The 23,021-nt window shown below is 71.9% G+C and carries 24 protein-coding genes and 1 tRNA gene; 15 read left to right on the top strand and 10 right to left on the bottom strand.

The window, feature by feature from the left end; translation table 11 throughout:
* The first annotated feature begins 15 nt into the window (after positions 1-15).
* Positions 16-1,110 (top strand): UDP-glucose 4-epimerase GalE, encoded by a 1,095-nt coding sequence (galE, locus tag LY625_RS08545; protein WP_233739611.1) that lies wholly within the window; start codon positions 16-18, stop codon positions 1,108-1,110.
* On the opposite strand, the gene LY625_RS08540 is transcribed toward galE, so the two are convergent.
* From LY625_RS08540 to LY625_RS08515, 6 genes are read right to left on the bottom strand one after another with little or no spacing between them, the layout of a single operon-like run.
* Positions 1,080-1,949 carry an alpha/beta fold hydrolase gene (locus tag LY625_RS08540; protein WP_233739610.1) on the bottom strand — a complete coding sequence of 290 codons (870 nt, stop codon included), beginning with the start codon at positions 1,947-1,949 and terminating at the stop codon, positions 1,080-1,082. The genes galE and LY625_RS08540 overlap by 31 nt on opposite strands.
* Positions 1,946-2,758: a bifunctional hydroxymethylpyrimidine kinase/phosphomethylpyrimidine kinase gene (thiD, locus tag LY625_RS08535; protein ID WP_233739609.1), complete on the bottom strand. Its 813-nt coding sequence runs from the start codon at positions 2,756-2,758 to the stop codon at positions 1,946-1,948. The genes LY625_RS08540 and thiD overlap by 4 nt, the downstream gene beginning before the upstream one ends.
* A 49-nt stretch (positions 2,759-2,807) precedes the next feature.
* The gene (locus LY625_RS08530; protein ID WP_233739608.1) at positions 2,808-3,473 is read right to left on the bottom strand and encodes a YoaK family protein; all 666 of its coding nucleotides are present in this window, start codon (positions 3,471-3,473) and stop codon (positions 2,808-2,810) included.
* 6 nt (positions 3,474-3,479) lie between these two features.
* Positions 3,480-4,874 carry a PhoH family protein gene (locus tag LY625_RS08525; RefSeq protein ID WP_233739607.1) on the bottom strand — a complete coding sequence of 465 codons (1,395 nt, stop codon included), beginning with the start codon at positions 4,872-4,874 and terminating at the stop codon, positions 3,480-3,482.
* 13 nt (positions 4,875-4,887) lie between these two features.
* Positions 4,888-5,376, bottom strand: coding sequence for a peroxiredoxin (locus LY625_RS08520; RefSeq protein ID WP_233739606.1), 489 nt, complete (start codon positions 5,374-5,376; stop codon positions 4,888-4,890).
* 17 nt (positions 5,377-5,393) lie between these two features.
* Positions 5,394-5,954 (bottom strand): glycine cleavage system protein R, encoded by a 561-nt coding sequence (locus tag LY625_RS08515; protein ID WP_233739605.1) that lies wholly within the window; start codon positions 5,952-5,954, stop codon positions 5,394-5,396.
* Between the two features lie 210 nt (positions 5,955-6,164).
* Here LY625_RS08515 and dapA point away from each other — a divergent pair, with 210 nt between their 5' ends.
* Entirely contained in the window at positions 6,165-7,067 is a 903-nt protein-coding gene (gene dapA, locus LY625_RS08510; RefSeq protein WP_233739604.1) for a 4-hydroxy-tetrahydrodipicolinate synthase, read from the top strand.
* A 13-nt stretch (positions 7,068-7,080) separates the two neighbouring features.
* On the top strand, positions 7,081-7,602 hold the full coding sequence (locus LY625_RS08505) for a hypothetical protein (RefSeq protein ID WP_233739603.1): 522 nt from the start codon (positions 7,081-7,083) through the stop codon (positions 7,600-7,602).
* A gap of 43 nt (positions 7,603-7,645) precedes the next feature.
* On the opposite strand, the gene fdxA is transcribed toward LY625_RS08505, so the two are convergent.
* Together fdxA and LY625_RS08495 are read right to left on the bottom strand one after the other, a co-directional pair.
* Positions 7,646-7,969, bottom strand: a complete 324-nt coding sequence (gene fdxA / locus LY625_RS08500; protein ID WP_233739602.1) for a ferredoxin FdxA — start codon at positions 7,967-7,969, stop codon at positions 7,646-7,648.
* Positions 7,970-8,083: 114 nt separating this feature from the next.
* Positions 8,084-8,159: transfer RNA gene (locus LY625_RS08495), tRNA-Glu, on the bottom strand.
* A gap of 103 nt (positions 8,160-8,262) precedes the next feature.
* Here LY625_RS08495 and pcnB point away from each other — a divergent pair.
* The 6 genes from pcnB to pgi all read left to right on the top strand — a co-directional run bounded on the left by pcnB (position 8,263) and on the right by pgi (position 13,988).
* A complete protein-coding gene (gene pcnB / locus LY625_RS08490) occupies positions 8,263-9,654 on the top strand; it encodes a polynucleotide adenylyltransferase PcnB (protein ID WP_233739601.1) in 1,392 nt (463 codons plus the stop codon).
* 6 nt (positions 9,655-9,660) lie between these two features.
* Positions 9,661-10,194 (top strand): 2-amino-4-hydroxy-6-hydroxymethyldihydropteridine diphosphokinase, encoded by a 534-nt coding sequence (gene folK / locus LY625_RS08485; protein WP_233739600.1) that lies wholly within the window; start codon positions 9,661-9,663, stop codon positions 10,192-10,194.
* Between the two features lie 9 nt (positions 10,195-10,203).
* A complete protein-coding gene (gene panB, locus LY625_RS08480) occupies positions 10,204-11,052 on the top strand; it encodes a 3-methyl-2-oxobutanoate hydroxymethyltransferase (RefSeq protein ID WP_233739599.1) in 849 nt (282 codons plus the stop codon).
* A 63-nt stretch (positions 11,053-11,115) separates the two neighbouring features.
* Complete coding sequence (panC, locus tag LY625_RS08475) at positions 11,116-11,970, top strand: pantoate--beta-alanine ligase (protein ID WP_233739598.1); 855 nt, start codon at positions 11,116-11,118, stop codon at positions 11,968-11,970.
* A 91-nt stretch (positions 11,971-12,061) separates the two neighbouring features.
* Entirely contained in the window at positions 12,062-12,442 is a 381-nt protein-coding gene (gene panD / locus LY625_RS08470; protein WP_233739597.1) for an aspartate 1-decarboxylase, read from the top strand.
* Position 12,443: 1 nt separating this feature from the next.
* Entirely contained in the window at positions 12,444-13,988 is a 1,545-nt protein-coding gene (gene pgi, locus LY625_RS08465) for a glucose-6-phosphate isomerase (RefSeq protein WP_343223475.1), read from the top strand.
* Positions 13,989-14,003: 15 nt separating this feature from the next.
* Here the strand turns inward: pgi and queG are convergent, their stop codons facing one another.
* Complete coding sequence (gene queG / locus LY625_RS08460; protein WP_233739755.1) at positions 14,004-15,074, bottom strand: tRNA epoxyqueuosine(34) reductase QueG; 1,071 nt, start codon at positions 15,072-15,074, stop codon at positions 14,004-14,006.
* Positions 15,075-15,129: 55 nt separating this feature from the next.
* Between queG and LY625_RS08455 the strand changes: the two genes are divergently transcribed.
* The 6 genes from LY625_RS08455 to LY625_RS08430 all read left to right on the top strand — a co-directional run bounded on the left by LY625_RS08455 (position 15,130) and on the right by LY625_RS08430 (position 22,619).
* The gene (locus tag LY625_RS08455; protein ID WP_233739596.1) at positions 15,130-16,626 is read left to right on the top strand and encodes an NAD(P)H-hydrate dehydratase; all 1,497 of its coding nucleotides are present in this window, start codon (positions 15,130-15,132) and stop codon (positions 16,624-16,626) included.
* Entirely contained in the window at positions 16,626-17,093 is a 468-nt protein-coding gene (tsaE, locus tag LY625_RS08450) for a tRNA (adenosine(37)-N6)-threonylcarbamoyltransferase complex ATPase subunit type 1 TsaE (protein ID WP_233739595.1), read from the top strand. Before LY625_RS08455 ends, tsaE begins: the two co-directional genes overlap by 1 nt.
* 97 nt (positions 17,094-17,190) lie before the next feature.
* Positions 17,191-18,708, top strand: a complete 1,518-nt coding sequence (locus LY625_RS08445; protein WP_233739594.1) for an N-acetylmuramoyl-L-alanine amidase — start codon at positions 17,191-17,193, stop codon at positions 18,706-18,708.
* Positions 18,709-18,780: 72 nt separating this feature from the next.
* On the top strand, positions 18,781-20,628 hold the full coding sequence (mutL, locus tag LY625_RS08440; RefSeq protein ID WP_233739593.1) for a DNA mismatch repair endonuclease MutL: 1,848 nt from the start codon (positions 18,781-18,783) through the stop codon (positions 20,626-20,628).
* A 1-nt stretch (position 20,629) separates the two neighbouring features.
* A complete protein-coding gene (locus LY625_RS08435; RefSeq protein ID WP_233739592.1) occupies positions 20,630-21,580 on the top strand; it encodes a DUF1684 domain-containing protein in 951 nt (316 codons plus the stop codon).
* A gap of 10 nt (positions 21,581-21,590) precedes the next feature.
* Entirely contained in the window at positions 21,591-22,619 is a 1,029-nt protein-coding gene (locus LY625_RS08430) for a TraB/GumN family protein (protein ID WP_233739754.1), read from the top strand.
* Here the strand turns inward: LY625_RS08430 and rnfB are convergent.
* The gene (rnfB, locus tag LY625_RS08425; RefSeq protein ID WP_233739591.1) at positions 22,616-23,020 is read right to left on the bottom strand and encodes an Rnf electron transport complex subunit RnfB; all 405 of its coding nucleotides are present in this window, start codon (positions 23,018-23,020) and stop codon (positions 22,616-22,618) included. The genes LY625_RS08430 and rnfB overlap by 4 nt on opposite strands.
* Position 23,021 lies beyond the last annotated feature (1 nt).

Genomic DNA, 23,021 nt, shown 5'->3' with positions numbered 1-23,021 from the left:
GCCAAGGAGAACCCGATGCGGATCCTCGTCTGCGGAGGCGCCGGCTTCATCGGCAGCCACACCTGCACCGTGCTTGCCGAGCGCGGCCACGAACTGGTCATCGCCGACAGTTTCGTCAACAGCTCGCCACGGGTGGAAGGGCGGCTGGAGGCGATCCTCGGCCACGCGCCGGCGTGCCATAGGGTCGACCTGCTCGACCGGGGGGCGGTCGCCGCGCTGTTCGCCTGCGAACGCTTCGACGCGGTGATCCATTTCGCCGCGCTCAAGGCGGTGGGCGAGTCCTGCGAGCGGCCACTGGACTACTTCGACAACAACATCGCCGGCACCATCCACCTGCTGCAGGCGATGCGCGCGGCGGGCGTCGGACGGCTGGTGTTCAGCTCGTCGGCGACCGTCTACGGCGACCCCGACACGGTCCCGGTATGCGAGGACGCCGCGCTGCGGGTGAGCAATCCGTATGGGCGCAGCAAGCTGGTGATGGAACAGCTGATCGGCGACCTGTGCACGTACGATCCCGGCTTCCAGGCAGTCAACCTGCGCTACTTCAATCCGGTCGGCGCGCATCCCAGCGGCCTGATCGGCGAGGATCCCGGCGGCATACCCGGCAACCTGATGCCCTACATCTGCCAGGTGGCGGTGGGCCGGCGCGAGCGGCTGGAGGTGTTCGGGGGCGACTGGCCGACCGTGGACGGCACCGGGGTGCGCGACTACATCCACGTCATGGACCTGGCGCGGGCGCACGCCGACGCCCTGGACTTCCTGTTCCGCGAGCGGCGCAGCGCGACGGTCAACCTGGGCACCGGGCGCGGCACCAGCGTGTTGCAACTGGTGCGCGCCTTCGGGCGCGCCAGCGGCCGCGAAATTCCCCACCGGATCGTCGCCCGGCGGGCCGGTGATGTCGCCGAGGTCTATGCCGATCCTTCGCTGGCCCGGTCACTGCTGGGCTGGCAGGCGGAACTCGACATCGATGCGATGTGCCGCGACGCGTGGCGCTGGCAATCGATGAACCCGGACGGCTACGGCGACGAGCCCGCGGCGGGCACGGCCGCGCACGCGACCGCCTCGCGCCGGGTGCCGGATCAGGTGTCCGAAGCCATCGCGGGTGGATGACCGGCGTCCGCGGCGAGCGCCCGGGCAACCGCCGCCGGGTGCGTCATCCACTGGAAGTGGTCGGCGCGCACCCCGAGTGCGGACGTGTCCAGCACCTGGATCGAGGCGGCGGCGCGCGGCATCCTGCCCAGCAGGTACTCGAGCGAGCCGCGCGGCGCGAGCCAGTCGGCGCTCAGCACCAGCGCCCGGACGTCCACCTGCAGCCGCGCCAGCGCGGCCTCCAGGTCCACCGCCAGTCCGCGCGCGGCATAGCGTCCGCCGACTGCGCTGTGCGCCCAGTCGTTGATCAGCCCGCGCGCCTCGCGGCCACCAAAGCCGATCCGGCGGCCGGGCAGGGCACCGTTGCGATTGGCCAGCCAGGGCAGGAAGCGGTAGGCCAGGGGCAGCCACCAGCGGGTGGGCGCCGGGAACGCGCGCCAGTACGGCGCCCCACTGGCGACCAGCCACAGCCGGCCGGCGACACCGGGGGCCAGCGCCAGCCGGCAGCAGGCGAGCTGTCCGCCGAGGCTGTGGCCACCGAGCGCCGTCGGGGTGGTTCCCGGCACCGCGCGGGCCATGGCCGCCTCGCTGGCGGGCAGGTCGAACTCCAGCAGTTCGCGGTAGCCCCAGTCGCAATCGTGGCCGGCGCGCCGGTTGCTGCTGCCGTGGCCGCGCCACTCGTGCAGGAACACCGCGATGCCCTGCGCCGCCAGTGCCTCGGCCAATGGCAGGTAGTGCCGGGCGGCCACCCCGAGCGCCGGCAGCCACAGCAGGCGCGCGACCGGCGCCTGCGGCACCCGCGCCAGCAACTCCCAGCGGTGGTCGCCGGCCTCTACCGGCACCTGCAGCGCGTGGATCACCGCGCGGCGCCGAAGTGATCGAGCACCACCACGTCGCCCCTGCCGGGGCGGTATCCCCCCAGCAGGGCGCGGTGGACGTAGTCCGAGGCCTCGATGCAGGCCTGCCGGAGCGGCTTGCCGAGCGCCAGGTTGGCGGCCACCGCAGAGGCGAGCGTGCAGCCGGTGCCGTGCGATTCCAGGTCCAGCCGCGGGTGGGTGATGACCTCGATGCCGGCTTCGTCGGCCAGCAGGTCGGGCACTTCGCAGCCGCCGTCCTCCAGGTGCCCGCCCTTGAGCAGCACCGCGGCCGCGCCGTGCGCGCGCAGTTCGGCCGCCGCGTCGTGCATGGCGTCCAGGTCGGGGACCGGGTGGCCGAGCAGCAGCTCGGCTTCGGGCAGGTTGGGGGTGACCAGGCTGGCCAGCGGCATCAGCCGGGTGCGGACCGCCTCCAGCGCCCCGGCTTCGAGCAGGCGGGCGCCGGAGGTCGAGATCATCACCGGATCCAGCACCAGGTGGGCCGGGCGGTAGTGCTCGAGCGCATCGGCCACCGCGGTGATGACCGCGGCATTGGCAAGCATTCCGAGCTTCACCGCGGCAATGCGGAAGTCGCTGAAGCAGGCGTCGATCTGCGCGCGCAGGAAGCCGGTATCGGGCACCTCCACCGCGGTGACCCCACGGGTGTGCTGGGCGGTCAGCGCGGCGATCGCGCTCAGGCCGTGCACCCGGTGGGCGGCGAAGGCCTTCAGGTCGGCCTGGATGCCCGCACCGCCGCCGGAGTCGGAACCGGCGATGGTCAGGGCGCAGAAGGGGCGTGGGTCGTGGTCGTCCATCCGCCCATTGTCGCCGACCGGCGAGGTGCCGGGGTACGGCGTGCCGGGGTCATCGCCGGGCGGCGGGCCAGCGGATCGCGACGTAGCCGATGCCGGCGGTGCCGGTCAGCAGTGCCGGCAGGTAAAGGGCCGCGTAGCCCACCCGCGGGAACAGCCACGCGCCGAGCAGGCCGCCGGCGAAGAAGAACCCGATCACCAGCATGCACAGCGCCAGCCGGCGCCGGGCCAGCGGCAGCCCGCGCAGCGCGTGCCCGAGCATGATGCCCAGGTCGGTGAACATTCCGCTCAGGTGGGTGGTGCGCACCAGCGCGCCACTGTAGGTGGTCGCCATTGCATTCTGCAGCCCGCAGGCGCAGGCGGCCAGCACCGGGCCGGCCAGGTGGCCACGGGCGAACAGCGGCGCCGCGGCGACCAGCATCAGCGACTCCAGGGTGAGCGCCACCCCGTAGCGGCGGCCCAGCTGCAGGGTGCTGTCCTGGATCAGCAGCCCACTGAGCATCGAGCCGGCGACGAACGCGGCGAGCATCGCCGCCAGCTGCAGCGTTGCCGCGCCGTCGCCGGCCACCAGCGCCGCGCCCAGCAGCGAGGTGTTGCCGGTCAGGTGGGTGATCGCCTGCTGCTGGAAGCCCAGGAAACCGACCACGTTGATGATGCCGGCGACGCAGGCGAGCGCGGCGCCGCCCACCCAGACCCAACCGGCAAGCCGTTCGGCCATGGCGCGCTACAGCACCTCGGACGCGTAATCCGCCAGCCGCGAGCGCTCTCCGCGCCGCAGGGTGATGTGCGCGGCATGCGGCCAGTCCTTGAACCGGTCCACCGCGTAGGTCAGCCCCGAGGTGGTCTCGGTCAGATAGGGCGTGTCGATCTGCTCGACGTTGCCCAGGCAGATGATCTTGGTGCCGGGGCCGGCGCGGGTCACCAGGGTCTTCATCTGCTTGGGGGTGAGGTTCTGCGCCTCGTCCAGGATCAGCCAGCGCGACAGGAAGGTGCGCCCGCGCATGAAGTTCAGCGAGCGGATCTTGATCCGGCTGGCCAGCAGGTCGTTGGTCGCCGCCCGGCCCCAGCTGCCGCCTTCCTGGTCCTGGGTCAGCACTTCGAGGTTGTCGGTCAGCGCGCCCATCCAGGGCGTCATCTTCTCTTCCTCGGTGCCGGGCAGGAAGCCGATGTCCTCGCCGACGCTGACCGTCGCGCGGGTCATGATGATCTCGCGGTAGCGGCGCTCGTCCATCACCTGCGCCAGTCCGGCGGCCAGCGCCAGCAGGGTCTTGCCGGTGCCGGCGGTGCCCAGCAGGGTGACGAAGTCGATCTCCGGGTCCATCAGCGCGTTGAGGGCGAAGTTCTGCTCGCGGTTGCGCGCGCTGATGCCCCATACCGAGTGCCCGCTGCGGTAGTCGTCGACCAGCCGCAGGCGCACCCGCCGCTCATCGACCTCCATCACCTGCAACTCGGCTTCCTCGTCGCCGGGCAGGTAGACGAACTGGTTCGGGTACCACTGCTCGTCGTCGGTGGCGGTGACCTCGTACCAGGTGCGGCCGCGGTCGCTCCAGGACTTCAGGTCCTGGCCGTGGCGGCGCCAGAAGTCCCCGGGCAGCTCGCGCGAACCGGTGTAGAGCAGGCTGAAGTCGTCGAGCGCGCGGTCGTTCTCGTAATCCTCCGAGGCGATGCCGGCGATCGCCGCCTTGATCCGCAGGTTGATGTCCTTGGACACGAACACCACCGGCAGCTCCGGTTCGGCCTCCTTCAGGGCGAGGATCGCGCCGAGGATGGCGTTGTCGGGGACCACCGCGCCGAAGCGCTTGCCGGCGTCGAAGTTGCCGGTCTGGAAGCGCAGGCATCCGGCGCTGCTGGCGCCACGCAGCTGCAGCCCCTGGGGATGGTGCAGCGGGATCCCCTCGATCACCTTCGCGGTGCCGGCTGCTTCCACCAGCTCGTTGAGGAAGCGGCTGACCTGGCGCGCGTTGCGGCTGGCCTCGGAGTTGCCCTTCTTGCCGTTGTCGAGCTCCTCGATCACCTGCATCGGCAGGTAGACGTCGTGCTCCTCGAACTTGAACAGCGCCGTGGGGTCGTGCATCAACACGTTGGTGTCGAGCACGTAGATCCGCTTGCCTCGGGTCATCGTGGGCTTCCGGTCAGGACTGCTGGCGTGCCTTGAGTTCGTCGAGCACGGCCTGGGCATGGCCTGGCACCTTCACCGGCTGCCAGCGGTGGGCGACGACGCCCCTGGGATCGATCAGGAAGGTGCTGCGCACGATGCCCATCACCTTCCGGCCGTACATGTTCTTCTCCGCGATGACGCCGAATGCATTGCAGACCGTCTCTTCCCTGTCGGCGACCAGCTCGAAGCGGAAGCCCTGTTTGGCGCGGAAGTTGGAGTGGGTCTTGGCCGAGTCGCGCGAGATCCCGAGGATCTCCGCGCCCAGCGCCTGGAACTCCGGCAGCAGTGCATCGAAGTCGCGGCCCTCGGTGGTGCAGCCGGGGGTGTGGTCCTTCGGATAGAAATACAGCACCAGCCACTTGCCGGCGTAGTCGCCCAGGGTGGTGGTGCTGTCGTCGGAGAGGACCAGTTCCAGGTCCGCCGGTACCTTGCTGCCCGGATCGGGCGAGTCGGTCTTGCTCATGGGACTCCTCTGGAGCGTCAGAATTTCATCGGGTCCATGATCGCATCGAGGTTGAGGTGGTCACAGAATTCCAGGAAATCGTCGCGCAGCGCCGCGATGTGCATGCGCGCCGGGACCCCGATGGTCACCTGCGCCGAGTACATGTCCGCCCCGGTCTGCATCGCCCGGTAGCGCGAGCAGTGTAGGCTTTCGATGGTGATGCCCTGGCGGTCGAAGAAATCGGCCAGCTGGAAGGTGATGCCCGGCTTGTCGGCGGCGACCACCTCGACCACGTAGGGCAGCAGGTCGGTCTGCACCTGCTTGTCGCCGGTGCGATACCAGATCAGCTTGACCCCGTCCTCGCGCTCCAGCCGGCCAAGCGAGGACTCCAGCTTGGCGATCGCGTCCCACGAGCCCACCGCAAGCGCGGTCAGGGTGATGTCGCGTCCCACCGTCGACAGCCGCGCATCGAGCATGTTGCAGCCGCTGTCGGCCACCCGCCGGGTCACCTGGAGCAGAGGCGACTGCGGATGCGTGGTGAACGCATTGATGAGCAGGTGGTTCTCGTTGGTGGTGGGACGTTGTGCGGGGTCGTTCAAGGCATCGCCTGCGGGAGGGGGGACAGCCGCCCCGTGGGCCGGGCGGAACAGACGCGGCGCCCGGGCGGGCGACGGCTCCGGGCCAGCATACTTGCCGCTGCTTTCAGGCCGCAAGTAAGATCAGGCGGCCACGGCGCCCCGGGGTGATGCCCCCGTCCGCGCGGCGACGCGGGATCGCGCCGTACCGTCCCCACACATGAGGCGCCTCCCTTGCGACTTTCCGGCAGCATCACCGCGCTGGCGACACCGTTCGACCCCGATGGCGAGCTCGACCTGGCCGCCTGGCGGCGCCTGCTGGAACAGCAACTGGAGGCGGGCACCCAGGCCCTGGTGGTCGCCGGCTCCACCGGCGAGGCCGCCGCGCTGCTGGACGCCGAGTACGACGCGCTGCTGCGCTCGGCGGTGGAGATCGTCGCCGGCCGGGTGCCGGTGGTCGCCGGCACCGGCCTGTCGAACACCGCCAAGACCATCGAAATGACCCGGCGCGCCGGCAGCCTCGGCGCCGACGCCGCGCTGGTGGTCACCCCGCCCTACGTGCGGCCGACCCAGGACGGCCTGCTGGCGCACTACCGCGCGGTGGCCGACGACGGGGCGCTGCCGGTGCTGCTGTACAACGTGCCCGGGCGTACCGGCTGCGACATGCTGCCCGACACGGTGGCGGCGCTGGCCGGGCACCCGCGCATCATCGGCATCAAGGAAGCGGTCCCCGGGCCGGAACGGATGGCCGCGCTGCTCGCGCTGCGCGACGCCGGCTTCAGCGTCCTCAGCGGGGACGACCCGACCGCCTGCCGTGCCATGCTCGCCGGCGCCGACGGGGTGGTTTCGGTCGCCTCCAACGCAGTGCCGCGCGCCTTCCGCCGGTTGTGCGATCTTGCGCGCGCCGGCGACGATGGTCCCGCCGCCGGACTCGATGCGCAGCTGGCGGCGGTGGTGGCCTTCATGGGCATCGAGCCCAACCCGGTGCCGGTCAAGGCGCTGCTGCAGCGCCAGGGCATCGGCCACGGACTGCGGCGCCCGCTGCTGACGCTGTCGCAACAACACCAGGACGAGGCCACGCGGATGGCCGCGGCCTGCCAGGACATTGAAAACGCCTGCATCACTGCCGCGGGCTGAACCGGAGAATCCCATGCGTCCCACCGTTTCCCTTCCCCGCCTCGCGACGGCCGGCCTCGTGCTCGGCACGCTGGTGGCCACTTCCGGCTGTGGCTGGTTCAGCCGCTCCAATGACCTGTACGCCATGGCGCCGGAGGACCGTCCGCTGGAAGTGCCGCCGGAACTGGCGCCGCCGGGCGGCGAGGGCGCCGGCACCGGGTCCGCCGGCACGGTGACCGCTTCGGGTGCGGTTGCCGCCGCGCAGCAGGCGCGCCAGGCCGCGGTCACCGGTTTCACAGTCGAGGGTGAGCGCAGCCAGGTCTATGCCGCGGTCGACGCCGCGCTGTCGGCGATGGAGGGCGTGGAGATCACCAATCGCGCGGAGCTGCTGGGCGCGCTCGACCTGCAATATCGGGGCGGCAACTTCCTGGTCCGGGTGACCGAGGGCGTCGGCGGCGTGCAGGTCTCGGCGGTGGACCCGCGCGGTGCGCCGGCGACCGGGCCCGCGGTGGAGGCATTGATGGCGGCGCTCGAGGCGGAGCTCGCCGGGCGCTGACCGTGTTCCGGCGCAATACGCCGCCAAGGCGGCTATTGCGCCTTCAGCGTTCCAGCAACGGCAGCTTCCCCGGCTTGCCGTCCCATTCGTCGGCATCGGCCGCCGGTTCCTTGCGCGCGGTGATCACCGGCCATTCCTGCGAGAGCTCGGCGTTGAGGGCGACGAACTGCTCCTGACCGGCGGGCACGTCGTCCTCGGGGTAGATCGCGTTGACCGGGCACTCGGGCTCGCACAGGGTGCAGTCGATGCACTCCTCGGGATCGATCACCAGGAAGTTGGGCCCTTCATGGAAGCAGTCGACCGGGCACACCTCCACGCAATCGGTGTACTTGCACTTGATGCAGTTCTCGGTGACGACGAAAGGCATGGATCTTTCCGTGTAGGCAGCCGGGGCATTGTAACGGCCGGGGCGCCGGCGGGCGGTGCCCGGCGGGCGTTGAAAGCAGAAGGCCCGCACATTGCTGTGCGGGCCTCCGGGATTTGGCGCTCCCTACGGGACTCGAACCCGTGTTTTGGCCTTGAGAGGGCCACGTCCTAGACCACTAGACGAAGGGAGCAGGTGTCCGCGCCGACCCCAAGGCTGCGCGGCTTGCTAGTATATGGGGCTGCGTTGCACTCGGCAACGGTTCCTCCACAAATTTCTGCGGCGACGCCCGCCTGATGCCACCCGACTCCCAACTTCCCGAACCCGTGCTGCGGATCGTCCCGCGCGACCAGCACAACGTCTCCCGCAAGGACATCAGCCACAGCGCGCTGCGCGTGCTCTACCGGCTGCGCGAGGGTGGCTACGGCGCCTACCTCGTGGGCGGCGCCGTGCGCGACCTGCTGGTCGGGGGGCGTCCCAAGGACTTCGACGTCGCCACCGACGCCACGCCAGAAGAAGTCCGCCAGCTGTTCCGCAACTGCCGGCTGATCGGCCGCCGGTTCCGCCTGGCGCACGTGGTGTTCGGCCGCGAGATCATCGAGGTCGCGACCTTCCGTGCCAACGGCGATGACGGAACCGGCGCCCGCCAGGCGCTGGAGGACGGCCGGCTGGTGCGCGACAACATCTACGGCAGCATCGAGGAAGACGCGGTCCGCCGCGACTTCACCGCCAATGCCCTGTATTACGCGATCGAGGACTTCTCGGTGCGCGACTACACCGGCGGCTTCCAGGACGTCCAGGACCGGGTCCTGCGCCTGATCGGTGATCCCGAGACCCGCTACCACGAGGACCCGGTGCGCATGCTGCGCGCGGTGCGGCTGGCGGCGAAGCTGGGCTTCACCATCGAGCCGGCCACCGCCGGCCCGCTGCCGCGGCTCGCACCGCTGCTCTCTCAGTCCGCTCCGGCGCGGCTGTTCGAGGAATGCCTGAAGATGTTCCTGTCGGGCCACGGCGAGAAGAGCTTCATCGGGCTGGAGCGCCACGGGCTGCTGGGCGTGCTGTTCCCCGGCACCGCGAAGGCGCTGGCCGCCAACCGCAGCGGCGCGCTGCGCCGGGTGGTGCTGGCGGGCCTGCGTGATACCGACCGCCGGGTGGCGGAGGACGAGCCGGTCTCGCCGGCCTTCCTGTTCGCGCTGCTGCTGTGGCCGGACTACTGCCGCACGCTGGTGCAGCTCGAGCGCGACGGGCTGGCCCCGGCCGACGCCCAGCGCCGCGCCGCCGATCGGGTCACCGTGCGCCAGCTGGACATGGTCGCGCTGCCGCGCCGGTTCTCGGTGCCGATGCAGGAGATCTGGCTGCTGCAGTCGCGCTTCGGCCTGCGCCAGCGCAAGCGCGTGTTCCGCATGCTCGCCCACCCGCGCTTCCGCGCGGCCTTCGACTTCCTCGCCCTGCGCCTGGCCGGCTCCGACAGCCACGCTGCCGATGTCGGGTTCTGGCGTTCGGCGCAGGCGATGGGCGAACGTGAGCTGGCCGAGCGCCTGGACCCGCATGCCGGGGCTGGCGACAGGCCGGATGACGGGGGCGCGGACGATGACGGACCGGACCAGGACGGCCCGGCCGCGCCATCGCCGCGCCCGCGTCGTCGCCGCCGGCCGCGCCATCGCCCGGCCGGACCCGAGCGAAGCTGAGCGCGGATGAGCACGACTGTCGAGGCAGTGGTCGGCCTGGGCAGCAACCAGGGTGACAGCGTGCTCCTGTTGCGGGACGCACTGGCCTCGCTGGATGCGCTCGCCCACACCCGGATCGTGCGCGCCTCGCGCTACTACCGCACTCCGGCCTGGGGGGTCGAGGACCAGCCCGACTTCGTCAATGCCGCGGCGCTGCTGCAGACCCGCCTGGAGCCGCCGGAGCTGCTGGCGGCGATGCTGGAGATCGAGCGCGGGGCGGGGCGGACCCGGCGTGCCGACGGCGGCGACCGCTGGGGGCCGCGCACGCTCGACCTCGACCTGCTGCTCCATGGCGGGCGCATTACCGCGCTGCCGGGCCTAAGTGTTCCGCATCCGCACCTGCACCTGCGGGCCTTCGCCCTGGTGCCGCTGTTGGAGGTGGCGCCGGACGCGCTGATCCCGGGCATCGGCCCGGCGCGCGACCGGCTCGCGGGATTGGCCACCGGCGCGATCGAGGCGCTACCGTATGCGCCATACCCGGCGGACCCCCACCCGCCCTGAGGGAACCCCATGTCAGTGCATGCATCCGACCCCGCGCCGGCTCGTCCGGGCGCGGTGACCCGCAAGCCGTGGACCGTGCCGATGCTGCGCGCGGCCAAGCAGGACGGCCATCGCCTGGCGATGCTGACTTGCTACGACGCCAGCTTTGCCCGTGCGGTCGATGCCGCCGGCATCGACCTGGTGCTGGTCGGCGACTCGCTGGGCATGGTGATGCAGGGCCACGGCAGCACCCTGCCGGTGACCGTCGCGGACATCACCTATCACACCGCCTGCGTGGCCCGGACCCTGCGCCATGCACTGCTGGTGGCCGACATGCCGTTCCAGGCCGACGCCACGCCCGGGCGCGCACTGGATGCCGCGACCGCGTTCCTGCAGGCCGGCGCGGCGATGGTGAAGATCGAGGGCGCCGGTCCCAAGCTCGAGGTGATCCGCTATCTGGTCGAGCGCGAGATCCCGGTCTGCTCGCACCTGGGCCTGACCCCCCAGGCGGTGCTGCGCATGGGCGGTTACAAGGTCCAGGGGCGCGATGAAGGGGCCGCGGCGCTGTTGCGTGAGCAGGCCCGCCAGGTCGCCGCCGCCGGCGCCGAGCTGGTGGTGCTGGAAGGGGTGCCCAGCGCCCTGGCCGCGCAGATCACCGCCGACCTCGACATCGCCACCATCGGTATCGGCGCCGGTCCCGGCTGCGACGGCCAGGTGCTGGTGCTGCACGACATGCTGGGCATGGACAGCGGCCATCGGCGGCCGAAATTCGTCAAGGACTTCCTCGCCGAGGGCGGTTCCATCACCAGCGCGATGCGTGCCTACGCGGAGGCTGTGCGTGATGGCAGCTTTCCGGGGGCGGAGCATAGTTACACCTGACCTGGGGCATCCGGCGCAATATGCCGCTGCGCGGCCGCTGCGCCCTACATGGCTGTTTCGAACATGACCGACGTAATCAAGGAGCTCGACGCATTGCGCGAGCGGGTGGGGCAGTGGCGCCGCGAGGGGCTGCGGGTGGCACTGGTGCCGACCATGGGCAACCTGCACGGCGGGCACTTCTCGCTGGTGGAGCTGGCTCGCCGGCACGCCGACCGGGTGGTGGTGAGCATTTTCGTCAACCCGGCCCAGTTCGGTCCCGGCGAGGACTTCGACCGCTATCCGCGCACGCCCGACGCCGACGTCCAGGGGCTGGCGGACGCCGGTGCGGACGTGGCCTGGATGCCTTCGCTGGAGACCGTCTATCCGTACGGCAGCGAGGCGGCGGTGCGGCTGCGGGTCCCGGGCATCACCGACGTGCTCGAGGGCGCGCACCGGCCCGGGCACTTCGATGGCGTGGCGACCGTGGTCGCGCGGCTGTTCAACCACGTACAGCCCGACGTGGCGGTGTTCGGCCGCAAGGACTACCAGCAGCTGGCGGTGATCCGCTACATGGTCCACGACTTGGCGTTCCCGGTGGAACTGGTCGCCGCCGACATCCTGCGCGAGGACGACGGGCTGGCGATGAGCTCGCGCAACCAGTACCTGGACGGGGGCGAGCGCCCGGTGGCGGCGGAGATCCGCCGCGCGCTGGAGGGCATGGCCGAGGCGGCCCGTGCCGCCCGTCCGCGGCAGCTGGTCGAGCAGGAAGCCCGCGAGCGCCTGGAGGCGGCCGGTTTCGTGGTCGACTACGCGGTGCTGCGCCGGACCGACCTGCTGGAGCCGGAGGCTCCGGGCAACGATGACGGTGGCCGGGTCGCGCTGGTCGCCGCACGCCTGGGCGGCACCCGCCTGATCGACAACCTCGAGTTCAGCCTGTAACCGGGCGCAGCGCCGGTCACGTCGCTGTCAGCCTTGCGCTTGCTAGAATTGCCGGCTGCAGACATCCGCACCCCACGCGGTCGAGACTCCCATGCAACTGAACCTGCTCAAGGCCAAGATCCACCGTGCCACCGTCACCCACGCCGAGTTGCACTACGAGGGCTCGTGCGCGATCGACGGGCGCCTGCTCGACATCTCGGGCATCCGCGAGTACGAGCAGATCCACGTCTACAACATCAACAGCGGCCACCGTTTCGTGACCTACGCGATCCGTGCCGAGGAAGGCAGCGGCATCATTTCGGTCAACGGCGCGGCCGCGCACTGCGCCAGCGTCGGCGACCTGGTGATCATCTGCGCCTACGGCCACTGCGACCAGGACGAGGCGGCGAAGTTCAGGCCGACCCTGGTCTATGTCGACGGCGACAACCGCCTGACCCACACCAACGACTCGATCCCCGCACAGGCGGCCTGACGTGGCGGCCACCGGCGAGGGAACTCCGGAGCCTTCCACCCTGCTGGACAGCCTGCCGGCACATGCCGCGCGGCTGTCGCGGATGCCGATCCGCCGCCTGGTCGGAGACGACCCGGCGCGGGCCGGGGATTTCGCGCTGCGCGCCGGGCCGGTCTGCGCCAGCTTCGCCCGCCAGCGCTACGACGCCCAGGCGCTGGACGACCTGTTCCGGCTCGCCTCGAGCGCCGACCTCCCCGGCCGGCTGCGCGCGCTTTTCGAAGGCGAAACGGTCAACCCGACCGAAGGCCGCCCGGCACTGCACACCGCACTGCGTGCCCGGGACGCCGCCCCGGGCCTTGCGGGCGAGGCGATGGCGCTGGCCCATCAGGCCCGCGCCCGCATGGGCGGGGTGCTGCGCGACATCGAGGCCGCGGGCATCACCGACGTGGTGAGCGTCGGCATTGGCGGCTCCGACCTGGGGCCGCGGCTGGTGGTCGATGCGCTGGCCCGCCACGGCGACGGGCGGCCGCGGGTGCACTTCCTGTCCAATGTCGACCCGGCCGCGGCGATGGCGGTGACCGCCGGACTGGACCCGTCACGCACCGCCGTGCTGCTGGTGTCCAAGAGCTTCGGGACCCAGGAGACCCTGCTCAACGGCCGGATCCTGCGCGACTGGCTGGGCGATGATTCGCGGCTGTACGCGGTCACCGCCACCGGCGCCCGCGCCCGCGAAGCCTTCGCCATCGACCCGTCACGCGTGCTGCCGATGTGGGACTGGGTGGGCGGGCGCTACTCGATGTGGTCGGCGGTCGGCCTGCCGATCGCGATCGCCTTGGGGATGGAGCGCTTCGAGGCACTGCTGGCCGGTGCCGCGGAGATGGACGGCCACGTGCTGTCGGCACCGCCGCGCGACAACCTCGCGGTGTGGCATGCGCTGACCGCGGTGTGGAACCGCAACGCCCTGGGCCTGCACACCCACGCCGTGCTGCCGTACGCCGAGCGCCTGCGGCTGTTGCCGGCCTACCTGCAGCAGCTGGTGATGGAGAGCCTGGGCAAGTCGGTGCGGCTGGATGGCCGGCCGGTCGGCGCCGACACCGTCCCGGTGTGGTGGGGCGGGACCGGTACCGACGTCCAGCACAGCTTCTTCCAGGCCCTGCACCAGGGGACCGGGATCGCCTCGATGGACTTCATCGGGGTGGTCGACGACGGCATCGACGGCCACGAAGACAACGCCCGCGCGTTGCTGGCCAACCTGCTGGCGCAGTCCGAGGCGCTGGCCAACGGCCAGGCCAGCGACGACCCGCACCGTGCCTATGCCGGCAACCGCCCGGGTACCGTGCTGCTGCTGCACAGGCTGGACGCGCGCTCGCTGGGCGCGCTGGTGGCGCTGTACGAGCACAGCGTCTACCTGCAGGGCGTGCTGTGGGGCATCAACCCCTTCGACCAGTTCGGCGTCGAGCTGGGCAAGCAGGTCGCCAACCGCTTGTTGCCGGCGTTGGCCGGCGACGCCACTGCCGACGACCCCGTCACCCGCGACCTGATCGCGCGGATCCGCAGGGCGCAATAGCCGCCCACCGGCCGGCTATTGCGCCCTGCGGGTGTTCGGGTGGCGGGAGAGGGCCCATTGGACGTGTTCGCGCACCAGGGGGTCGGGGTCGTCGCGCCGGGACTCCAGCGCGGCCAGAACCCCCGGCGTCGTCGGTGCATTGCCCAGCGCAACCGCGATGTTGCGCAGCCAGCGCCGGTGGCCGCTGCGACGGATGGCGGAGCCTTCGGTGCGCGCCAGGAACTCCTCTTCGGTCCAGGCGAACAGCTCGGCCAGGCTGGCCTCGTCGAGCCTGTTGCGGGCGCGGAAGTCGGGTTCGTCGCTGCGACGGGCGAACTTGTTCCAGGGGCACGCCAGCTGGCAGTCGTCGCAACCGAAGATCCGGTTGCCGATCGGCTCGCGCAGTTCCTCCGGAATCGGGCCGTCGTGCTCGATGGTCAGGTAGGAGATGCAGCGCCGCGCGTCCAGCCGGTAGGGCGCGATGATCGCCTGCGTCGGGCACACGTCGATGCAGCGGGTGCAGGTGCCGCAGTGATGGGTGGCCGGCAGGTCGACCGGCAGCGGCACGTCGACGTAGATCTCGCCGAGGAAGAACCAGGAGCCGCCGTCCTTGTCGATCAGGCAGGTGTGCTTGCCGATCCAGCCCAGCCCGGCGTTGCGCGCCAGGGCCCGCTCCAGCACCGGCGCGGAGTCGACGAAGACCCGGTGCCCGAACGGGCCGACCAGTTCCGCGATGCGCCCGGCCAGGCGCTGCAGGCGCTGGCGCATCATCTTGTGGTAGTCGCGCCCCAGGGCATAGCGGGCGACATAGGCCCGCTCGCCGTCGGCCAGCGTCTCCCAGGCCTTGACATCGTCGCGGCGACCGTAATCCAGTCCGACCGAGATCACCCGCACCGTGCCCGGCAGCAGTTCCGCCGGCCGGGCGCGCAGGCTGCCGTGCCGCGCCATCCATTCCATGGTTCCGTACAGGCCCCTGCCGAGCCAGTCGGCCAGGTGTGCCTCGTCTTCGCCCAGTTCCACGCCGGTGATGCCGCAGCGTTGGAAGCCGGCCTCGCGCGCCAGGCCACGGATGCGCGCAGCCAGTCCGGCCGGGTCGGCGGCCGGCATGTCAGCAGGGGCAGGGGACAGGCTCACGATGGTGCCAAGTATAGAATCGGCGCCCATGCCGGCCCCTGACTTCCCGCATCCAGTCAAGCTGTACTCCATCGCGGCGCTGCGCGCGCTGGAAGCCCGCGGCATCGCCGCCGCCGGTGGCGACCCGCGGGCGCTGATGGTGCGCGCCGGCCAGGCCGGCTGGCGGACGGTGCTGGAACACTGGCCGCGGGTGCGGACCCTGCTGGTGGCCTGCGGGCCCGGCAACAACGGCGGGGATGGTTTCGAACTGGCCCGCAATGCCCTGCAATCCGGACGCGCGGTCACCGTGATCGCGCTGCCGGGCGCGGGTGCCCCGGCAACCCCGGCCGGCGCCGCGCGCGCCGCGTGGGAGGAGGCCGGGGGCCGCACCGCGCTCTGGAACGGGGAATTGCCGGAGGCCGGCCTGGTGGTCGATGCGTTGTTCGGGATCGGCCTCTGCCGTCCGCTTGAAGGAGAGGCGGCGCAGCTGGTCGATGCGATCAACCGGCTCCCGGTGCCGGTGCTGTCCCTGGACGTGCCCAGCGGGGTGGATGCCGCCACCGGTGCCGCGTCCGGCCCGGCGGTGGTTGCCGATCACACGCTGGAATTCATCGCCCCGAAAGCCGGGCTGCGTACGGGCGCGGCGCGTGGGTTGAGCGGCGGGCTGTCGCTCGACGGCCTGCAGGTGGAACCCGGTCCCGTGGCGATCGGTGCCACCGCCGAGTGCCTGGGCCGCGACGCGCTGCGGCGCTGGCTGCGGCCGCGGGAACGCGACAGCCACAAGGGCCGGCACGGCCGGGTGCTGTGCATCGGCGGCGACCACGGCTACGGCGGGGCGGTCATGCTCGCCGCCGAGGCCGCACTCCGCAGTGGCGCGGGCCGGGTCGACGTGCTGACCCGCCCGCTGCACGTCGCCCCGCTGCTGGCGCGGCTCCCCGAGGCGATGGTCCACGGCTGCGATGGAGCGCGCCCCGATCCGGCGCTGCTGGCGTCGGCGGACGTCATCGCAATCGGCCCCGGGCTGGGCAGGGAGCCATGGGGGGCAGGGCTGCTGGAGGCCGCGATGGCGGCCGGCAAGCCGCTGGTGCTCGATGCCGACGGCCTGAACCTGCTGGCCCGGGCGCCCGCCGTGCTGCCCCGGGGCAGCGTCATCACCCCGCACCCCGGCGAGGCGGCGCGGCTGCTGGGCTGCTCCACCGGCGAGGTCCAGGGCGACCGGTTCGGGGCCGTCGACGCGCTGGCCCGCCACCACGGAGTGGCGACCGTGCTCAAGGGCGCCGGTTCGCTGGTCGCCGCACCCGGCCGGTTGTCGCGGCTGGTCGATGCCGGCAATCCGGGGCTGGCCGTGGGCGGTACCGGCGACGTGCTGACCGGGGTGGTGGCCGCGTTGCTGGCGCAAGGCCTGGAGGCATTCGACGCGGCCGCAGCCGGCGCCCTGATGCATGCCGCGGCCGGTGACTTGGCGGCCGCCGATGGCGAACGCGGACTGTTGCCAGGCGACCTGATGCCGGCGCTGCGGCGGCTCGCCAACCCGGAGCCCGCGTGATGCTCCGTTACCTGTTGCCCACTCCCGAGGCCACGGACGCTCTGGGCGAGGCCTTGGCCCGCGCGCGTCCGGACAGCGCAGTGGTCCTGCTGCATGGCGACCTGGGCGCGGGCAAGTCGAGCCTGACGCGGGCGATGCTGCGCGCGCTGGGCGTGGCCGGCGCGATCCGCAGCCCGACCTACACGCTGGTCGAGCGTTATCCGCTGGCCGGGGGCGGCGAAGCCTGGCACATGGACCTGTACCGGATCGCCGATCCCGGGGAACTGGAGTTCCTCGGCCTGGACAGCGGGGAAGCCGTGCTGTGGCTGGTCGAGTGGCCGGAACGCGGCGCCGGCATCCTGCCGCCGGCGGACCTGGAGCTGTGGCTGGAGGTCGCAGGCCGCGGCAGGGCGGTCCGCCTGGAGCCGCGCAGCGCGGCCGGCCGGGCCTGGGTGCAGCGCCTGCCGGGTGAACTGGCATTTGCGTGACACTCCTGAACGTTTCCCAAAGGATGTACCCACAGGTAGCGGATTCATAAGGGAAAACTACTTGCATTCAGGCTCCGGCAATGTTTGACTGCTGCCCATGCGCGCGCGCTCGGCCACCATTCAGAAAGTCCTGCTCGGACTCGCCTTGCTGGCGGGACTTGCCTGGAACCTTGCACATGCCTCTGAAATCAAGGCCTTGCGCCTGACCGAAGGGGCGACCGGCACCCGTGCCGAAATCAGCCTGGACGGTGCCGGCGAATACACGGTGATCCGCCTGTCGAATCCCGAGCGGCTGGTGATCGACCTGCCATCGGCGGGGCTGGCCAAGGGGCTGGCCCTGCCGGCGGGCTCCGGCGTGGTCAAGGCCGTGCGCACCGGCAAGCCGGTCGACGGTACCACCCGCATCGTGTTCGACCTGGCGCAGCCGGTGGCGGCCCCCGAGCCATGGATCGAGCAGGGCAGCGACGGCCCGCGGCTGGTGGTCGAGTGGCCCGGTGACGGAAGCGCCGGCGCTTCCGCAGTGGCGACCGTTCCCGCCGCTCAGGTATCTGCCGGCGGCGCCCGCGGTCCGGCCACGGGCATCACGGCCAGTGCCGATCCTGGCGCGCCCGCCATCGACACCGCCGCATCCGCGGCGGCCACCACCCGGCTGATCTCCCAGCTGGCCGCCCAGGCTGCTGCCCGCGGGACCGCCGCATCCAGCCCGCCGGCCGCCGCCACCGCGAACGTGGCCACGACGACCGCCACGGCAACCGCCACCAAGGCGCCCGGCGGCGCGGCCACATCGGCCGGCAGCGATGCGCAGCCCGCGGCGGCGGCACCCGCGCCGGCGCCCCGGCAGGTCGCCCACGAGGCCGGCATGCGTCCGCTGGTGATCGCCATCGATCCCGGCCACGGCGGCCAGGACCCCGGCGCCATCGGCAAGAACGGCACCCGCGAGAAGGACGTGGTGCTGGCGATCGGCAAGGAACTGGCGCGGCAGATCAACGCCACCCCGGGGCTGAAGGCCTACCTGACGCGCGACAACGACGTGTTCATTCCGCTCAACCAGCGCGCCAGGCTGGCGCGCAAGGCCGGCGCGGACATGTTCATCTCGATCCACGCCGACGCCGCCGAGAACCGCAACGCCGATGGCTCCTCGGTCTACGTGCTGTCGCTGCGCGGGGCCACCTCCCAGCGCGCACGCTGGCTGGCCGACAAGGAAAACTCGGCCGACCTGGTGGGCGGCGTGCGCCTGGACCAGACCAACGACACCCTGGCTTCGGTGCTGCTGGACCTGACCCAGAGCGGGCACATGAAGGCGTCCGAGGATGCCGCCCGCGACATCCTCAGCGGTCTGCAGCAGGTCGGGAACGTGCACAAGCGCAACGTGGAGAAGGCCAACTTCGCCGTGCTGCGCACCTCCGACATGCCGGCGATGCTGGTGGAGACCGCCTTCATCTCCAACCCCGACGAGGAGCAGCGGCTGCGCGACCCCGCGTTCCAGCGCAAGCTCGCCGGCGCGGTGCTCGACGGGGTCAATGGCTACTTCAGCCGCCAGCCGCCGCCGGGCACCCTGTACGCGGCGCGCGCCGCCGCGCAGCAGATCGCCGGGGCCGCCGGCGGCAGTCCTTGAGGCCTGGCCGGGTCATCATCGTGACCGTTGTGTGAGGCTATGATGGGCGGCCGCTGCTGCCGTCCATTCCCAGTGCAGATCCGTCCGCTCCCCGACACCCTGGTCAACCAGATCGCCGCCGGCGAGGTCGTCGAGCGGCCGGCGTCCGTGGTCAAGGAGCTGGTCGAGAACGCGCTCGATGCCGGTGCCGGGCGGGTCGACATCGACCTGGAAGAAGGCGGTACCCGGCTGATCCGCATCCGCGACGACGGCCGCGGCATCGCCGCCACCGAGCTGCCGCTGGCGGTCTCGCGCCACGCCACCAGCAAGATCGCCTCGCTGGAGGACCTGGAAGCGGTGGCCACGCTGGGCTTCCGCGGCGAGGCGCTGCCCTCGATCGCTTCGGTCAGCCGCTTCAGCATGGTGTCCCGGCGCGAGGCCGACGGCCACGGCAGCGCGATCGAGGTCGACGGCGGCCGGGTCGGCGAGCCGGGCCCGCGGCCGCACCCGCGCGGGACCACCGTCGAGGTCCGCGACCTGTTCTACAACGTGCCCGCTCGGCGCAAGTTCCTGCGCGCCGAGCGCACCGAGCTGGGGCACATCGAGGAGTGGCTGCGCCAGCTGGCGCTGGCCCGTCCGCAGGTCGAGCTGCGTCTGACCCACAACGGCAAGCCCTCGCGGCGCTGGAAGGGCGAGGCCGACCTGCTGTCGGACGTCCGCCTGCACGAGACCCTGGGTCCGGAGTTCGCCCGCCACGCCATGCGGGTCGAGCACGAGGGCGCCGGGCTGCGCCTGCATGGCTGGGTCGCCAGGCCGGCCTACAACCGCGCCAGCGCCGACCAGCAATACCTGTACTGCAACGGGCGCGCGATCCGCGACCGCTCGGTGGCCCATGCGGTGAAGCTGGCCTACTCGGACGTGCTCTACCACGGCCGGCAACCGGCCTACGTGCTGTTCCTGGAACTGGATCCGCGCCGGGTCGACGTCAACGTGCACCCGGCCAAGCACGAGGTGCGCTTCCGCGACGCACGGCTGATCCACGACTTCGTCTACCGCACCCTGCAGTCCGCGCTGGCGGAGACCCGCGCCGGGGTGGAGGGGCAGGGCATGCAGCCATCCGCGCCGCCGGGTGGCGGGCCGGCATCGATGGACGGGGCGGGCTGGCAGCCGCGGCCCCAGGTGCCGCTGTCGCTGCGTGAAGTCGCCGATGCCCGGGCCGGCTATGCCGCGCTCTACGGTGCCCACGACGGCGGTGCCACGGTGATGGAAGCGCCCGGTGCCACGGCCCCTGGTGTCACCGCTTCCGGTACCCCGGTGCCGGCATGGCGCCCGGACCCGGATGATGCCGCCGCCGGTTTCCCGCCGCTGGGCTACGCCATCGCCCAGCTGCACGGCATCTACATCCTGGCCGAGAACCGCGACGGCCTGGTGGTGGTCGACATGCACGCCGCGCACGAGCGGATCGGCTATGAGCGGCTCAAGGCCGCGCACGACAGCGAGGGCCTGCGCAGCCAGCCACTGCTGGTGCCGGCGAGCCTTGCGGTCTCGGCGCGTGAGGCCGAGGTCGCCGAGCGCGAGGCGGCGACCCTGGCCGAGCTCGGCTTCGAGGTCACCCGCTCCGGGCCGCAGGCGGTCACCCTGCGCGCGGTGCCGGCGCTGCTGGCACACGGCGAGGTGGAAGCGCTGCTGCGCGACGTACTCGCCGACCTGCTCGAGCACGGCGCCTCGCGGCGGGTCGCCGGTGCCCGCGACGAGCTGCTCTCGACCATGGCCTGCCACGGCGCGGTGCGCGCCAACCGGCGGCTGACGGTTCCCGAGATGAACGCGCTGCTGCGCGACATGGAGGCGACCGAGCGCTCCGACCAGTGCAATCACGGGCGGCCGACCTGGACCCGGTTCGGCCTGGCCGAGATCGACCGCTGGTTCCTTCGCGGACGCTGACATGCGCCCCGCCGCCACGCTCGCCGCCGTGCTGATCGCCTCCCTGGCGCTGGCCGCGTGCGGGGACGGCGGCATTTTCGACTTCCAGCAAGAGGACACGATGAGCCCCGAACAGATCGCCTTCAAGCAGCGCGAACAGCAGTGGCGCGAGCAGCGCCGCGCCGAGCTGTTGTCCGAAGAGGGCTGGGCCAGCCTGGTCGGGCTGCACTGGGTCGGGCCCGGCCCGCATTTCCTGGGCAGCAATGCCGGCAACGGCATCCAGTTGTCGGTGGGCCCGGAACACCTGGGCATGATCGAACTGCGCGGCGACGGCCGGGTGCGTTTCGTGCCCGAACGCGGCGTGCAGGTACGGGTCGATGGCGTGCCGCTGGCCGGGCAGGCGTGGCTGCGAACCGATGCCGACCCCAAGGGGCCGAGCCGGCTGGAGTTCGACGGCGGCCGGGGCGTGGCCACGGTGATCATCCGCAACGGCCGCCACGCCCTGCGCGTGCGCCACCAGGACGCGCCGACCCGGACCGGCTTCGGCAGCCTGGCCTATTGGCCGGCGGATCCGGACTGGGTGCTGCCGGCGCGTTTCGAGCCCCACCCCGAGCCGCGCGTGCTGGAGGTCGCCAACATCATCGGCGGCTTCGAGCAGATGCCCAACCCGGGCGTGGTGGTGTTCCAGCGCGACGGTGCCGAGCACCGGCTGGAGGCGATCGACGAAGGCGGTGACCGGCTGTTCCTGGTGTTCGCCGATGGCACCAACGGGCACGGCAGCTACGGTGCCGGGCGTTTCGTGTACGTGCCGCGGCCGGACGCCGAGGGCCGGCTGGAGGTCAACTTCAACCGCGCCTACAGTCCACCGTGCGCCTTTACCCCGTTCGCGACCTGCCCGTTGCCGCCGGACGCGAACCGCCTGGCGCTGGCGATCACGGCCGGCGAGCAGGCCTACCAGCCGCGCGGAAGCTGAGCCGGTGGCGATGATCCGCTGGTGCCGGGGCGTGATGGCGCTGCTGCTGGCGATCGGCATGGCCGTGCCGGGTGCCGGGCTGCGCGCGCAGGATGCCGGCGCTGCGCCAGCGCGGGCCCCGGAGATCTTGCAGGAGAGCGGCGACCGGCCCCCCGGCAACGCGATCACGCCGCCCGGGTATTTTCCCGACGCCGCGTACGAGGGCGGCTACCAGCCCCCGGTGCCGCTGCTGTGGAAGGTCTGCGACCATGACAGCACGCTGTGGCTGCTGGGCGCGTTCCACCTGCTCAAGGAAAGCGACTATCCGTTGTCTCCGGACATCGCGCGGGCGTTCTTCGAGGCCGAGAAGCTGGTCTTCGAACTGGCGCCGGAGGAACTCGACGGCCCGCACACCCAGGCCCGCTTCCTGGCCTCGGCATTGTTTCCCGACGAACGCAGGCTGGGCGACGTGCTGCCGCCGGCGGGCCACGAGAAGCTGGCGCGGCTGCTGGCCCGGCAGGGCGGCTCGATCGACAGCGTGGCCGGTTACCAGCCGTGGTTCGTCAACCTGTCGCTGGTGCTGGGCCTGGCGCACTCGATGGGCTACCAGCCGGACCTGGGGGTCGACCGTTTCCTGATGATGCAGGCCGCACGCGCCGGCAAGCCGGTCGGCGGGCTGGAGACCCTGGAAGTGCAACTGGCGGCGCTGGCCGGTGCGCCGATGGAAGAGCAGGTGCGGGCGCTGCAGGAGCACCTGGACGCCCCCGAACAGATGCCGGTGCGCCTGGACGAGCTCCACCGGGCCTGGCGCGCCGGGGACGTGGCGCGGCTGGAACGGCTGACCCGGCTGGAGATGATGCGCCAGACACCTGAGACCTACCGGATCGTCAACGTCGAGCGCAACGACGCCTGGCTGGAGCGGCTGGACGCGATGCTGCGCCACGATGCCGGCGATGCGCTGGTGGTGGTCGGCGCGCTGCACCTGCTGGGTGCGGATGGCCTGGTGGAGCGCCTGGCCGCGCTGGGCTACCAGGTCGAGAGGGTCTGCAGCGACTGCTAGGCCGCCGGCAGCATCACGATGCAGTCGACCGGGCAGGCCGGCACGCACAGCTCGCAGCCCGTGCACAGCGGCTCGATGACCGTGTGCATGTGTTTCGCGCCGCCCATGATCGCGTCGACCGGGCAGGCCTGGATGCACTTGGTGCAGCCGATGCAGTCCTCCTCGACGACCAGCGCGACCCGGCCGGGGCGGTATTCGCCGAGGCCGCGGTCGTAACCGGCCGGCGGGAGGCCCAGGGCGCGGGCCAGGGTCCGGGCACCCTGGTCGCCGCCCGGCGGGCAGCGGTCGGCGCCGGCCTCGCCCGCGGCCATCGCCTCGGCATACGGCCGGCAACCGGGATAGCCGCACTGGCCGCACTGGGTCTGCGGCAGCAGCCGGTCGAGGCGGTCGGCCAGGCGCATG

Origin of the sequence: Lysobacter sp. GX 14042 (assembly GCF_021390425.1) — a bacterium.
In the GTDB taxonomy this organism is placed as follows: domain Bacteria; phylum Pseudomonadota; class Gammaproteobacteria; order Xanthomonadales; family Xanthomonadaceae; genus Novilysobacter.
The sequence above is the reverse complement of the archived record's forward strand: the minus strand, read 5'-3'. Positions and strand labels throughout refer to the sequence as shown.

Bases quoted from the DNA above. Each gene is read 5' to 3' on its own strand.
- galE (WP_233739611.1), top strand. From the start codon at position 16: ATGCGGATCCTCGTCTGCGGAGGCGCCGGCTTCATCGGCAGCCACACC.
- thiD (WP_233739609.1), bottom strand. From the start codon at position 2,758: ATGGACGACCACGACCCACGCCCCTTCTGCGCCCTGACCATCGCCGGT.
- LY625_RS08530 (WP_233739608.1), bottom strand. From the start codon at position 3,473: ATGGCCGAACGGCTTGCCGGTTGGGTCTGGGTGGGCGGCGCCGCGCTC.
- LY625_RS08525 (WP_233739607.1), bottom strand. From the start codon at position 4,874: ATGACCCGAGGCAAGCGGATCTACGTGCTCGACACCAACGTGTTGATG.
- LY625_RS08520 (WP_233739606.1), bottom strand. From the start codon at position 5,376: ATGAGCAAGACCGACTCGCCCGATCCGGGCAGCAAGGTACCGGCGGAC.
- LY625_RS08505 (WP_233739603.1), top strand. From the start codon at position 7,081: ATGCGTCCCACCGTTTCCCTTCCCCGCCTCGCGACGGCCGGCCTCGTG.
- fdxA (WP_233739602.1), bottom strand. From the start codon at position 7,969: ATGCCTTTCGTCGTCACCGAGAACTGCATCAAGTGCAAGTACACCGAT.
- pcnB (WP_233739601.1), top strand. From the start codon at position 8,263: ATGCCACCCGACTCCCAACTTCCCGAACCCGTGCTGCGGATCGTCCCG.
- folK (WP_233739600.1), top strand. From the start codon at position 9,661: ATGAGCACGACTGTCGAGGCAGTGGTCGGCCTGGGCAGCAACCAGGGT.
- panB (WP_233739599.1), top strand. From the start codon at position 10,204: ATGTCAGTGCATGCATCCGACCCCGCGCCGGCTCGTCCGGGCGCGGTG.
- panC (WP_233739598.1), top strand. From the start codon at position 11,116: ATGACCGACGTAATCAAGGAGCTCGACGCATTGCGCGAGCGGGTGGGG.
- panD (WP_233739597.1), top strand. From the start codon at position 12,062: ATGCAACTGAACCTGCTCAAGGCCAAGATCCACCGTGCCACCGTCACC.
- queG (WP_233739755.1), bottom strand. From the start codon at position 15,074: ATGCCGGCCGCCGACCCGGCCGGACTGGCTGCGCGCATCCGTGGCCTG.
- LY625_RS08455 (WP_233739596.1), top strand. From the start codon at position 15,130: ATGCCGGCCCCTGACTTCCCGCATCCAGTCAAGCTGTACTCCATCGCG.
- tsaE (WP_233739595.1), top strand. From the start codon at position 16,626: ATGCTCCGTTACCTGTTGCCCACTCCCGAGGCCACGGACGCTCTGGGC.
- LY625_RS08445 (WP_233739594.1), top strand. From the start codon at position 17,191: ATGCGCGCGCGCTCGGCCACCATTCAGAAAGTCCTGCTCGGACTCGCC.
- LY625_RS08435 (WP_233739592.1), top strand. From the start codon at position 20,630: ATGCGCCCCGCCGCCACGCTCGCCGCCGTGCTGATCGCCTCCCTGGCG.
- LY625_RS08430 (WP_233739754.1), top strand. From the start codon at position 21,591: ATGATCCGCTGGTGCCGGGGCGTGATGGCGCTGCTGCTGGCGATCGGC.
- rnfB (WP_233739591.1), bottom strand. From the start codon at position 23,020: ATGCGCCTGGCCGACCGCCTCGACCGGCTGCTGCCGCAGACCCAGTGC.